At 45.5% G+C, this 12488-nt stretch carries 14 protein-coding genes and 1 pseudogene; all 15 read right to left on the bottom strand.

The window, feature by feature from the left end; all coding sequences use genetic code 11:
* Positions 1–4 precede the first annotated feature (4 nt).
* Complete coding sequence (locus tag H9630_RS08880; protein ID WP_191715161.1) at positions 5–778, bottom strand: hypothetical protein; 774 nt, start codon at positions 776–778, stop codon at positions 5–7.
* Between the two features lie 148 nt (positions 779–926).
* On the bottom strand, positions 927–1277 hold the full coding sequence (locus tag H9630_RS08875; RefSeq protein WP_191715160.1) for a PilZ domain-containing protein: 351 nt from the start codon (positions 1275–1277) through the stop codon (positions 927–929).
* A gap of 20 nt (positions 1278–1297) precedes the next feature.
* Complete coding sequence (locus H9630_RS08870) at positions 1298–1735, bottom strand: YaaR family protein (RefSeq protein ID WP_191715159.1); 438 nt, start codon at positions 1733–1735, stop codon at positions 1298–1300.
* The gene (locus tag H9630_RS08865; protein WP_225218471.1) at positions 1736–2167 is read right to left on the bottom strand and encodes a DUF6115 domain-containing protein; all 432 of its coding nucleotides are present in this window, start codon (positions 2165–2167) and stop codon (positions 1736–1738) included.
* Positions 2168–2194: 27 nt separating this feature from the next.
* Positions 2195–2953, bottom strand: coding sequence for a FliA/WhiG family RNA polymerase sigma factor (locus H9630_RS08860; protein ID WP_191715158.1), 759 nt, complete (start codon positions 2951–2953; stop codon positions 2195–2197).
* Positions 2954–2989: 36 nt separating this feature from the next.
* A complete protein-coding gene (locus H9630_RS08855) occupies positions 2990–3859 on the bottom strand; it encodes a MinD/ParA family protein (protein ID WP_191715157.1) in 870 nt (289 codons plus the stop codon).
* The gene (locus tag H9630_RS08850; RefSeq protein ID WP_191715156.1) at positions 3852–4892 is read right to left on the bottom strand and encodes a flagellar biosynthesis protein FlhF; all 1041 of its coding nucleotides are present in this window, start codon (positions 4890–4892) and stop codon (positions 3852–3854) included. Before H9630_RS08850 ends, H9630_RS08855 begins: the two co-directional genes overlap by 8 nt.
* Positions 4889–6928 carry a flagellar biosynthesis protein FlhA gene (flhA, locus tag H9630_RS08845; RefSeq protein ID WP_191715155.1) on the bottom strand — a complete coding sequence of 680 codons (2040 nt, stop codon included), beginning with the start codon at positions 6926–6928 and terminating at the stop codon, positions 4889–4891. Before flhA ends, H9630_RS08850 begins: the two co-directional genes overlap by 4 nt.
* Positions 6929–6950: 22 nt before the next feature.
* Positions 6951–8039 carry a flagellar biosynthesis protein FlhB gene (flhB, locus tag H9630_RS08840; RefSeq protein WP_191715154.1) on the bottom strand — a complete coding sequence of 363 codons (1089 nt, stop codon included), beginning with the start codon at positions 8037–8039 and terminating at the stop codon, positions 6951–6953.
* Positions 8040–8819: a flagellar biosynthetic protein FliR gene (fliR, locus tag H9630_RS08835; RefSeq protein WP_191715153.1), complete on the bottom strand. Its 780-nt coding sequence runs from the start codon at positions 8817–8819 to the stop codon at positions 8040–8042.
* Between the two features lie 6 nt (positions 8820–8825).
* Positions 8826–9095, bottom strand: coding sequence for a flagellar biosynthesis protein FliQ (gene fliQ / locus H9630_RS08830; RefSeq protein WP_191715152.1), 270 nt, complete (start codon positions 9093–9095; stop codon positions 8826–8828).
* Positions 9096–9111: 16 nt separating this feature from the next.
* On the bottom strand, positions 9112–9801 hold the full coding sequence (gene fliP / locus H9630_RS08825) for a flagellar type III secretion system pore protein FliP (RefSeq protein WP_191715151.1): 690 nt from the start codon (positions 9799–9801) through the stop codon (positions 9112–9114).
* Complete coding sequence (locus tag H9630_RS08820; RefSeq protein WP_225218470.1) at positions 9798–10439, bottom strand: flagellar biosynthetic protein FliO; 642 nt, start codon at positions 10437–10439, stop codon at positions 9798–9800. The genes fliP and H9630_RS08820 overlap by 4 nt, the downstream gene beginning before the upstream one ends.
* Before the next feature lie 26 nt (positions 10440–10465).
* Positions 10466–11513, bottom strand: a pseudogene (fliN, locus tag H9630_RS08815) (flagellar motor switch protein FliN).
* Complete coding sequence (gene fliM, locus H9630_RS08810) at positions 11503–12486, bottom strand: flagellar motor switch protein FliM (RefSeq protein WP_191715149.1); 984 nt, start codon at positions 12484–12486, stop codon at positions 11503–11505. The pseudogene fliN and the gene fliM overlap by 11 nt, the downstream one beginning before the upstream one ends.
* Positions 12487–12488 lie beyond the last annotated feature (2 nt).

The following is a 12488-nucleotide window of genomic DNA, read 5'->3' as shown; positions in this document are numbered from 1 at the left end:
CTATCTATTCATGCCCACCCAAATTCAGCCGGCGGTAAAATCCTAAGGCTTCTGCCAGAAACTCTTTATCGTAATGCGTTTTGTCATGTATTCTTTCTACCCAATCTTCCAGCCTTTCAATCGGTTCGTCCGGATAAAGACCCGTACTGGTGCTTAAAAAGCTTGTCCAGTTGTCGAACTCCCAATGAACGGTTTCGCCTTCTCCCGGCAACCGGACTTCAACGAGCGGCTCTGGATGGATATGGCGCTGGGAATACTCAGCCGCTTCCATAAAGTCTGCGCGATCCACCGGCTCTATCGTATAGATCTGCTGAGACTGTTTGCCGTTCGGCCGATAATAAATGACTTTTATTCCTTCTTCGGTTTTCTGTACTTGCACTTCCGCTCCCGGAAAGAATCCTGCCAGCCTTTCACCTGTAAACTCCGGTCTATCGACATCCATCAAGATTGGCTGTATCCATTGATCCCCTAAATCACACAGGAATCTGCGCCCATCCCGGTCTTCGGCCATAATAGCGCCATGTGCCTGTTCCGTTCCAAGCTCACTGCCTACCGGATAAGCTTTCACACCCGCTTCATCAAAAGCTGCAAGCAGCCAAATGGCCAAATCAAAACAATTGCCGGTGATTCCATACTGCTCCCGCTGTTCCTTCATCAACTCTACGCTGCGCTGTTTCTGTTCGCCTGAACGCTGAGAATACCAAGCTTTGGTCAAGGTCTCCATTGGAAAATCATCGAATTGCCGCCAAACGGAAAGAATTTCTGCTGGTGCTTCCATTTTTTCCACCTTCTCTTTTTTCGTATGGCTATTACTTCTCTTTTCCCTCTAGAAAGTCCTTCTAAGCTCAGACGAACTACAGACATTTACAGTAATCAAAAAAAGAACAAGCCCGAGGGTTTGTTCTTTGTAAGCGCAGCTTGTGGCATCACTCTGCCAATAAACCTTTGCGCTGACGAATCTGGTAGTAATTCAGTTGCTTGAATAATTCCGAAGAAGTTCCCTGATTTACTGAGAACTCAACTCCGTATTCTATGGTGTCCACTCTTGTTGATTTTCGAACAATCGCCCCTGGCAACAGAAAAGCGCTGTCCAGTATTTGAAAGCTGCAATTTACACTTTCCTGCAAAGGAATATTAAGCGCTGAAGAAAATGTCAGTCCCCCTACACTGACATTGTAAATCTCAATCGGCAAGAATCTGCCTCCGTAAACCGATACTTTACCAGTTACGGCCTGATTAAAAACTACCCTAAAAAACTCGCGACGATTTTCTCCCATTTCGCCCTCTCCACCCCTGGTTACATATACAAATTAACGAGCAAGCCTTTAATTTCCCCAACTAGATCTAAAGTACCGATGCCAGCTTCTTCATTATTCAATAATTCGTCTTGAATTTCAATCAGTTTTTGATCAATCACTTTGATGATCTGATGGGATTTCATGCCTCCGCCTGGCGCATGGCTTTGTTCATCCGATAAACGTAAACCATGCCGTGTGGATTCGCCGACGAATTGCTTGACTGCCTGCTTGTAATTCAATAGGTTTTCGAGTGTCCGCTGGTTGGAAAGCTTCTGGCCTTGCGCATCCACACGCCCCATCAATTGGTTCAGGGAATCATTGTGAAGCTTTGATTGGGATTTTTTCATGGCATTCATAAAAAGCTCTCCGCTCTTATTTCCCGTGCCCTGTACCGAAAGCCGTTCGTTTTGGATATTGCTTTGACTGTCAATGCGCATTTACAGCACCTCGTCTTCTTTCGTATTCTCATGATGCTGATTGTTTCTATTAACGACGAGTTCCACTTTTCCATACTCCGTTTGGAGCACTTTGGCAATTTGTTCGAAAGAAAATCCTTGTCTGGAAAGCTGCATGATCTTTTCAGTTTCTATAGAATCGATTTCCGGCACCTCTTCAAACTCAGAGGCAAGTTTTTCTTCCAAACGTTCAATTCGCTCCACTAAATCCGACTCGCTGCCTTTCAGATGGGAAAGTAATTTATCGTAAAGTTCCTTATTTTCTTTTTCAAGTTGGGCTATGAATTCCGCCATATCTTCATGGATTCCAGCTGGGGCTTGTTCCGCCTGCTGCTTTTTAACAGATAGCATCAATTTTATATTCATTGCCAGCAATAAGAAGATTATTGCGACCGATAGCCATTCCATTGTCATCCCCGCACCTTCTGTTTTGATTGCACCTTAATAATTATCATGTACGGATAAAATCGAAGCATGCAAACGCAGCATGGCTTTCGAGTGAAGCTGTGAGACTCTTGAAACGCTGACATTGAGAATTTCCGCAATCTCGGTTAATTTCATTTCTTCAAAATAACATAGAGAAACAGTGATTTTTTCTTTTTCCGGCAATTTATCAATCGCACGGACTAATGATTCCTTAGTCATTTGCTCTGACAGGTGACGTTCAGGGGAATCGGCATAGTAGCTACCCATTGTCCCTTGCTCTTGGAAATGTTCATCATCCATTGAAATCATTGTCGATAAGGCGGCTTCAGAAACCGTCTTGTTAAGTTCCGCTTTGGTGATGCCCAAGTAGGCGCTGACTTGGTCATCAGAGACCGATTCGTTATTCTCCTGTTCCAGCAATAGATAGGCCTTTTCAATTTTTTTCACTTTATCCCGGACAGAACGCGGAAGCCAATCACTGTTCCGCAGCCCATCAATAATAGCCCCTTTAATGCGCCAGGAAGCATAGGTTTCAAACTTCAGATCCCGCTCGATGTTGAATTTGCTCAACGCATCAAGCAATCCTTCATAGGCATAGCTGCGGACATCATCTTTTTCCACAGTTTTGGGCAAACTGATCATAAAGCGTTGAATGACGTAATCTACTAATGGAAGATACTGTTCAACCAGATACTCGCCAGCCAGCGGATCCCGGTGCTGTTGCCAGTCACCCCAATAATTAAGTTCTTCTTTTGATAGTTTCTGGTTCAGCATGATTTTCACCACCATTTCCAAGCGAAAAAACCGCCCTTATTTAAACAAGATTTTCATGATAAAGCCTTTAAGGCCGAGCTTATACGGCAACGGCAGCTGCAGAAATCCACTTGCTATCTGGCGTATGGCTGTTGCCGATTCGCTGTTCGGATAGGCCAGGAGAAGCGGCTGCTGCCTTTTCACAGCTTCCGGTACGCGCGCGTCGCTCGGGATGCACCCCAATGAGCCAATTTCTTTACCCAAAAATTGCTCAGTAGCCTGTTTGAAATTGTCCGCCGTTTGTTGCCCCTCTTTTTCGCTGATGCATTGGTTGACCACCAATTTCAAGTGGATATTTGGATCTATGCCCTGGACCATTTTTACAACTGAGTAGGCATCCGTAATCGACGTCGGCTCCGGAGTCGTCACCAGAATGACATCATCTGCAGCCAAGATAAACCGGAGATTTTCATAAGATAAGCCAGCTCCAGTATCCAGGATGATGTAATCCACCTTGCCTTGCAGAGTGCCGAATTCCTTAAAGATTTTTTCCAATTTCAGATCATTCATCTGAAATAATTCATTAAAACCGTTGCCTCCTGAAATGAACAACAAGCCATTCGGTCCTTCTTCGATTATGTCCTGTACAGCCAGATCTTTTTCGATCATCGTTGCGATGGTTTCCCGCGGCATAAGGCCAAGAAGCACCTCAATATTGGCAAAGCCAAGATCAACATCAAAAATCAATACTTTCTTGTTTTGCTCGATCAAGCTTAATGCAAAGTTCAAAGCGAAGTTTGACTTTCCCACCCCTCCTTTGCCGCTGGCGACTGCCAGGACACGGGTCTTTTTACCAGCTTTCCTGCCAGGATTTCCGGGTTGCTGATTCTTCATCTTTTCTCTTAGACCATTTGCCTGATCAAGCATGATTGTCTTCCTCCAATATAAAATCCGCCACTACACTTGGAGTGACTTTCAGTATGTCGTTGGGAACATTTTGCCCATTGGCGATCTGGCGAATGGGGATATCATAATGATGAATTAAGTTGAGGATCGCTCCCACAGAACTGGTTTCATCTTTTTTGGTTAACAACAATTCATCCACGGAAAGCGATTGAAAATTATCTATGATTTTTTTCATATCTTCGTACTTTGCGGTCAAGCTCAACACCAAATGAATTTGAATCTTGCTGGCAAGCGGCAATAATCGTTTCAACTCTTCGATATACTGGGACTGTTGATAATTGCGTCCTGCCGTATCCATTAAAATGATGTCACAGTCCTGAAAATCCTCCAGTGCAACCAACACCTCTCCTGCCGTTTCAACCGCTCTGACCGGAATGTTCAAGATGCTGCCATAAGTCTTCAATTGCTCTACTGCGGCAATGCGATACTTATCTGCAGTAACTAATCCCACTTTTTTATCTTTGTTCAGCATATAATCAGCAGCAATTTTAGCGATGGACGTTGTTTTTCCGACACCCGTCGGACCCATAAAACAAATGATTTCCGGTTCTGTAACAATGCTTGGGCTTTGATTATTTTCAACCATCTCCATCAATTCTTCGCGAGCCATCTGATGCACAATCTCTAACGTATGGTCAGTTTTTTCCTTTAGTCTTGAAAGCAGTTTTGAAAGCAATTCCCCTTGGACATCCACTGCCACTTCCTGTGCCGCCAATAGTCTTTTTATTCCCTGAAGCAGTTCAGCAGTGGATTCGATTTCCAGTGTTACACTGGTCGCAGCTTTTGGAAATTCAACTTGCTGGACCTGCATCTCCTGCTTCACTTCGGGGTCAACGGCAGCAGTGACTTCCAGTTTGTCTTTCTGGAAAAACCCAAGAAATCCACCGGTTTTGATTTTTTTGGTATTCAAGATCAAAGCATCAGCACCCAAATCCTGCTTGATCAGGGGGATCGCTTCGGTCATTGTGCCGACGATATAGGTTTTCAGCATCATGAGATGTTAACCACTCCAACACTTTGGATTTCAATTTCAGGTTCCAGTTCGTTATAGGACAGTACCGGCAGATCTGGGGCAAAACGCTCCACGAACTGCCTCATGTAAATCCGGATGGCCGGAGACGTCAGCAGAATCGGCTGGACGCCGGTTTGCTGAAGCTGTGCGGCTTGTTCCGTAATCTTCTGGAAAATTGTCTGGGAAGACTCCGGATCGATGGACAAGTAATTGCCTTGTTCCGTCCGGTGAACCGAATCCGCGAACTTCTTCTCAAGGCTTGCTCCAGCTGTAATCACTTGCAGCGGCTCTTTCTGAGTCGCGTATTGCAATGTAATTTGGCGCGATAAGGACTGGCGGACGTATTCCGTCAATAGGTCTGTATCTTTTGTCTGCGAAGCATAATCGGCCAGCGTTTCCAAGATGACCAATAAATTGCGGATCGATACTTTTTCTTTCAATAACTTCATCAGCACTTTCTGCACTTCGCCGATGGTCATCAGCTGCGGCACCAATTCTTCCACTACTGCCGGGGCAGTTTCCCGCACATTTTCAATCAATGATTTCACTTCCTGCCTGCCGATCAGTTCATGGGCATGGCGCTTGATGACTTCCGTCAGGTGAGTTGAAACGACAGAAGGCGGGTCAACGATGGCATAGCCTGCCATTTCGGCTTCTTCTTTCATGTCTTCATTGACCCATAGAGCCGGCATGCCGAAGGCGGGTTCAACTGTTTCAATGCCTTCTACCGCTTCGTCGTCAATGCCCGGACTCATCGCCAAGTAATGGTCGAGCATGATTTCACCCGAAGCTACCCGGTTCCCTTTGATCTTGATGACATATTCATTGGGCTGAAGCTGAATATTATCACGGATCCGAATAACTGGAACCACAATGCCCAGTTCCATTGCACATTGCCGGCGAATCATGATGACACGGTCCAGCAAATCACCGCCTTGGTTTTTATCGGCAATCGGGATCAGGCCATAGCCGAATTCAAACTCGATGGCGTCGACATGCAATAAGTCGATGACGCTTTCCGGACTTTTCATCCCTTCGATTTCTTTTTCATCTTTGCTTAAGTCGACGTCCTGTTTTTCTTCAGATTTCAAGGTCTTTTGCATACTGAACGCGCCATAAGCGATGACACCTGCAATCGGCACCACCAACAACGGGCTGATCGGTGTAAACACTGCAAACATGACCAAGGTTCCAGCTACGATGTACAGCATTTTCGGATAAGCAAAAAGCTGCTTGGTGATATCCGAACCCAGATTGCCATCCGATACTGCGCGAGTTACGACAATACCCATTGCAGTAGAGATCAGTAGGGCTGGAATTTGAGAAACCAAACCGTCTCCGATCGACAGCAGGGTGAACAACTGGGCCGCTTCACCGAATGGCAGCTTGTGGACCATCACACCAATCAGCAAACCGCCGATAATGTTAATGAGCGTAATGATGATGCCGGCAATTGCATCTCCTTTGACGAATTTGCTGGCACCGTCCATGGCACCATAGAAATCCGCTTCTGAGCTGACTTTCTCGCGGCGGTTCTTGGCTTCTTGATCCGAAATCATGCCAGCGCCAAGATCAGCGTCGATGCTCATCTGTTTGCCGGGCATGGAATCGAGTGTGAAACGTGCAGCCACTTCCGCTACGCGTTCTGATCCTTTTGTGATGACCAGGAACTGGATGATGACGAGGATCAGGAATACCAGAATCCCGATGATTGCACTGCCACCGACCACAAATGAGCCGAATGTTTCAATGACTTGTCCACCGGTTTGGTTAGTGAGGATCGAACGCGTCGTCGAGACGTTCAAGCCTAAACGAAATAAAGTCGTTAATAATAATAAAGTAGGAAAAATAGAAAATTGCAGCGGTTCTTTTGTATTCATTGCCACTAACAAGATCGTTAAGGCAAGACTGATATTGATCATGATTAAGACATCTAATAAGAGCGGCGGAAGAGGGATGACCATCATCACCACAATCATGATGACGGCTACCATGATGGCATAATCTCTAAATTTCACGCGTATCCCTCCTCTTTCTTGTTCATCGGATTTTTCCTTTTAATCGGTAAATATATGCTAAAACCTCTGCCACAGCCAGGAACAACTCTTCCGGAACGGTATCTCCGACTTCAGCCTGGGCATACAGTGCGCGCGCAAGAGGTTTATTTTCCATCGTCACAATTCCAAATTCTTTTGCTTTTGCTTTAATCTTTAACGCCAGATGATCTTTGCCCATTGCGATGATGACCGGAGCCGCCATCGTTTCGGCATCGTATTTGATGGCGATTGCGTAATGCGTTGGATTGGTGATCAATACATCCGCGCCAGGCAAATCCTGAATCATGCGATTCATGCTCATTTGCCGTTGCTTGTCTTTTATTTTTCCTTTGATCAGCGGATCGCCTTCCGCTTTTTTGTATTCATCTTTGATGTCCTGTTTCGACATCCGTATGCCTTTTTCAAATTCGTATTTTTGGTACATATAATCCATGATCGATAAACACAGCAGGATGATGCCAGCAGTCAGACCCATTTTAAAGACCAATGAGCCGATAAAGGATAAAGAAAAGCTGATGCTTTTTTGGGACAGTGTAAACAGTTCTGCTTTACTGGTCCACAGCACACCAAAAGCGGCACCGCCGATAATGGCGATTTTCAGCAGAGATTTGCCTAATTCCACCAGAGCACGAAGCGAGAAAATCCGCTTTGCCCCTTTGACCGGATCCAGACGTTCGAGCTTCGCCATGATGGGATCGGTTGTAAAGATGGCCCCTACTTGGATAAAGTTTCCCAAAAAACCGAAGATTACCCCAACCAGCATGATGGGCAGCATTAATAAAAATGCATTCATCGCCATTTGTTCAAATAATGTACGGATCGTCGCCGGCGTTATTTCCCAGGAAATATATTCAGTGAAATGAATGCGGTAAATAGCCAATATCCGGTCCAACATCCAGCCGCCCATCGAATTCAGCAGCATGATGCCCCCTAATATAATCATGGCAGCCGCGACTTCCGGGCTTTTGGCGACTTGGCCTTTCCGCTTGGATTCCTGGCGTTTTTGCGGTGTCGCTTTTTCAGTTTTCTCACCGGCAAAAAATTGCAGGTCCAAAGGATACCTTTTCACCACTTACGTTCCTCCTAATAAACTGATCAACTGAGCCATGCTCACCAGGAGTTTCTCAAAGAGAATCTGCAGGATATAGAAGAACACGGGCATGGTCAGAAAAAGCATGATAAAGCCGACAAAAATCTTCAACGGCAGACCGACCGCAAATATATTCAGCTGCGGCACCGTCTTGGCCAGAATGCCCAGGGCGATGTCCACTAAAAACAAAGCGCCGACAATCGGCAAAGCGATCTGCAACGCAATCAGGAACATTTCCGTAAACAAGCCGGTCATAAAGTGGGCGATGTCTTCAGCCTTCACTGAAATCGCCAAACGCTCCACCGGAAACACGCGGAGGCTCTGCATGACGCCATCCAGCATCAAGTGATGGCCGTTGACTGTCAGTAAGAATAAGAGCGCCAGCATGTACTTGAAATGGCCGATGATCGGCACCTGGGCACCTGTTTGCGGATCCAATACGTTGGCCATGGAAAAACCCATTTGGAAATCGATGAACGCTCCAGCAATCTGCACTACATATAGCACCAACGCCGCTGTGAAGCCGAGTGCCAAACCGGTTCCGAGTTCTTTGAGGATCAATAAAATATAAGAAGAGTCCAGTAAAATCGATTCGTTCATCGGAAGAGTCGAAACAGCTACATATGCCAGAAAAGCGGCGATGCCAACTTTGAACTGAGTGGGTACACCCCGCATCGAGAACAGCGGAGCGATCAGAAAGAAGCTGGTCAAGCGGACAAGCATCAATAGAAAGTAAGGCAGTATGTCAAAAATCATTTCCATATCCCTTTACCCGATGATTCTTGGCAGTTGCTGAAACAGGTCTCTCGTGTAATCCAATAACAGCGTCAGCATCCAAGGCCCAAAAACTACAAGCGAGATGAAGACCGCCAATATTTTGGGGATGAACGACAATGTCTGTTCCTGAATTTGCGTCATCGCCTGAAAAACACTAACCAATAATCCGACCGCCAACGCAATCAACAGCATCGGAGCAGATATAAGGATAATGGTAAATATCGATTGTTCGGCTAGTTTGATCACCATATCTGGAGTCATCGTTTTCTTCCCTTCGTCAAAAGCTGACAAGCAGCGATTCGATTATTAAGTACCAGCCATCCACCAAGACGAACAGCAAAATTTTAAACGGCAATGAAATCATGACCGGAGGCAGCATCATCATCCCCATTGCCATTAACGTGCTGGCTACGACCATATCGATGATCAAAAAAGGAATGAAAATAACAAAGCCTATTTGGAATGCCGTTTTTAGCTCACTGATGGCAAATGCCGGAATCAATGATGTCAACGGAATTTCTTCAATGCTGTCAGGCTTTTCCAACTCGGCGTATTTGAAAAACAAAGCTAAATCTTTTTCCCGAGTGTTCTGTGCCATGAATTGCTTTAATGGAACAATGGCTGTGTCGAGGGCTTCCTGCTGCCCCAACTCTCCGTCCAGATAAGGCTGCAAGGCTGTTTCATTCATCTCCACCGCAATCGGCGACATGATGAAGAACGTCAGGAATAAGGCCAATCCGACCAATACCTGGTTCGGCGGCATGGACTGCGTACCAAGACCCGTGCGGACAAACGACAGGACGATGATGATCCGCGTGAAACTGGTCATCAAAATGAGGATGCCTGGAGCCAGAGACAAAACAGTCAGCAGGAAGAACAACTGGAGCGTCGTCGAGACATCTTCAGGTGACTCTCCGCCAAAATCGATGCCCGGAATATTGATGGATGATAAAATTTCCGGAATCATAGCGGACGTCCTTCCTTATCTTTCTGTTCTTGCCCAAGCCTTGCTTCAAGTTCCTGTTGCTGGGCCTTCTGCTTGTTCAGGCTTTGCTTGAACAGTTGATCAAAACCACTTTTTTGTGGGTTTTTTGAAAAACTGCCGATTTTCTTTTTTGTAAAGTCGAACAGATTTTTGGAAAGCGGCGGCGATTGCTGCTCAAAATCCTTTTCAATGCCGCTGATTTCCGCTGCATCCGAGAACTCCTTGATCAGCGTTACTTCATTGCCCACACCGATCAAATACATCTGTCCGCCGACTTTCACCAACTGCAGCGATTTGTTGTTGCCAAGAGGCGTACCGCCCATGAGTTTGACCGCTTGATTCGGCTGAAAGTTTTTCTGGCGTGCTGCTAAAAACTTGATCAAGCCGTAAATCATCGCCACGATCAATAGCGTATAAAGCACCAATTGGACAATGATGCCGGCCAGGCTTTTTTCTTCTATTGGCGCCGCATCATCTACCGGTGTTTCTTCTGCCGGTTCTTCATTGTTCAGCCATTCCACCACATTCGGGCTGGCTTGAGCAGACAATGGCACGGACAGTACAGACAGCATTAGTATCGCCATAATTAGCGGTATGACTAAAAACAATGATTTGTTCAATCTGGACAAACTCCTTCTTTCAGGCATTAACGCAATTTCGAGATGCGTTCAGCTGTGCTCAGCACATCCGTTACACGGACACCGAAATTCTCGTCGATGACCACTACTTCTCCCACTGCGATCAACTTGTTATTGATGAGGATATCAACCGGTTCTCCAGCTAATTTATCCAGTTCAATGATGGACCCTTGGGAGATTTCCAGTATGTCTTTAACCATGCGCTTTGTGCGCCCCAGTTCCACCGTCACTTGAAGCGGTATATCCAACAGCATATTCAGGTTATTTGGTTCGGTTTGTGCTGTTTCCGTATTGTCGAAACTTGAAAACTGGACATTTTGCACAGTCGGTGTTTCTTGGATTGTTTCGTTCGGCTGCTTATCTGATTGCATTGGCATTTCGCGTATCTCCTCTATTTCTTCATCATTAAACGGTTCGGTCAGTATCGCTGCCAGTTGTGTTGCCAACGCCACTGAAATACATAAATGGAAACGAACATTCTGTTTGCCGCCAATATTGAGTTCAAATTTAGCTTCCACAAACCATTGCTCTTTAGTGAAATTAGCTAACGGAAAATCTTCCAATTGTTCTACAGTATCCATACCGGACAAAGAATGGGAAATTTCCACTTCCAGCAGCGCCGACATCGATTTTGCCACCGATTCAAACATCGTTCCGATTATTTTCTGTACCCGCTGAAATTGCTTTTCTTCTTCCACATCAACTAAGCCAGCTATTCCAGCCGCAGCATCAACATCTTTTTTCGATAAGGACAGAATTTGCATTCCATTGGCTGCTCCACTGTATTCCCCCAAAACCACATAAAATGGTGCAGCGGCTGATGCCAACACTTCATCTCTATGGGTCACGCTCAAAACGGGCGCAGTCACAAAAACCTGTTCAGAAAGCAGAGAAGACAACACGGCAGCCGATCCGCTCAATGATGCATTCAGCAATTCGCTGACTGCTTCTGTTTCAGTTTTGGACAATGAACTTTCAGGCATCGCCTTTTCCCCCTGTCTTTTTATGCTTTAGCATTCGTGATAATTCTTCAGAAAATAGCTGATTAATCTTCATCAGACAAGTCTCCCGCAACGGTCACTTCCGTTATCTGTACTGCCATTCTGCCTTTCGAGACTCCAGGCTGTGCATGGAACTTCGTTTTGTTGTCTACTAGAAGTGTGACAGGTGCATCGTAGGATTCATTCAAACGAATCACATCGCCATTCTTCAAGTTCAGAAAATCTCCAAGTTCAATCGTTGATTTTCCTAAAACAGCTTTTATTTCCATTTTGGTGCCTTGGAGCTTTTCTTCCAGTGCTTCCAGCTCATGTGACTCAACTGCTTTTTTCTGATTTGCCAGCCAGTGTTTCGCCGATAACTTCGGCAGAATATGCTCTAGCACCACATGGGGCAAACAGATATTGACGAAGCCTTCGACTTCCCCTATTCTCGCGCTAAGCTTGACCAGAATGACCGTTTCGTTTGGTGGGGACATTGTTAAAAATTGAGGATTCACTTCAATCTCTTTCAGTTCCGGAGTTAGCTTCAACACTGAAGACCAAGCCTCCTGGAAACTTTCCAATGACTTCGAGAATACCCGCTCAATAACGCTGATTTCAATTTCAGTCAACTCATTGTCCTTTTCCAGAACAGTGCCTTGGCCTCCCAGAAGCCGGTCGAACATGACATATGCCACATTCGGGGAAAAATCCATGACCATGCTGCCCTGCAGCGGCATTGCTTCAAACACACCTAAAATCGATTTTTTCCGGACATTCCGGATATATTCGTGATAAGAAACCTGCTCAACTGCATCTACGTGGATCTGAACATAAGTCCGCAGCTGGGCAGAAAAATAAGAAGTCAACAAACGTGCAAAATTTTCATGGATTCGGGACAAAGTCCGGATTTGATCCTGCGAAAAGCGTAACGCTTTTTTAAAATCGTAAACCTGGACATTTCTTTCCTTCTCAACAGCTTTCGGTTCTTGTTGCCCCATTGCCGAAAGAATGGTTTCGATATTCTCTTCTGATAAAACATCTGTCAAAT

This window comes from Planococcus wigleyi, from assembly GCF_014836985.1.
Classification (GTDB): domain Bacteria; phylum Bacillota; class Bacilli; order Bacillales_A; family Planococcaceae; genus Planococcus; species Planococcus notacanthi.
This window is presented reverse-complemented; position numbering and strand designations above follow the sequence as displayed.

Coding starts and splice junctions, on each gene's coding strand:
- H9630_RS08880 (WP_191715161.1), bottom strand. CDS start 778: ATGGAAGCACCAGCAGAAATTCTTTCCGTTTGGCGGCAATTCGATGAT.
- H9630_RS08875 (WP_191715160.1), bottom strand. CDS start 1,277: ATGGGAGAAAATCGTCGCGAGTTTTTTAGGGTAGTTTTTAATCAGGCC.
- H9630_RS08870 (WP_191715159.1), bottom strand. CDS start 1,735: ATGCGCATTGACAGTCAAAGCAATATCCAAAACGAACGGCTTTCGGTA.
- H9630_RS08865 (WP_225218471.1), bottom strand. CDS start 2,167: ATGACAATGGAATGGCTATCGGTCGCAATAATCTTCTTATTGCTGGCA.
- H9630_RS08860 (WP_191715158.1), bottom strand. CDS start 2,953: ATGCTGAACCAGAAACTATCAAAAGAAGAACTTAATTATTGGGGTGAC.
- H9630_RS08855 (WP_191715157.1), bottom strand. CDS start 3,859: ATGCTTGATCAGGCAAATGGTCTAAGAGAAAAGATGAAGAATCAGCAA.
- H9630_RS08850 (WP_191715156.1), bottom strand. CDS start 4,892: ATGATGCTGAAAACCTATATCGTCGGCACAATGACCGAAGCGATCCCC.
- fliR (WP_191715153.1), bottom strand. CDS start 8,819: ATGGAAATGATTTTTGACATACTGCCTTACTTTCTATTGATGCTTGTC.
- fliQ (WP_191715152.1), bottom strand. CDS start 9,095: ATGACTCCAGATATGGTGATCAAACTAGCCGAACAATCGATATTTACC.
- fliP (WP_191715151.1), bottom strand. CDS start 9,801: ATGATTCCGGAAATTTTATCATCCATCAATATTCCGGGCATCGATTTT.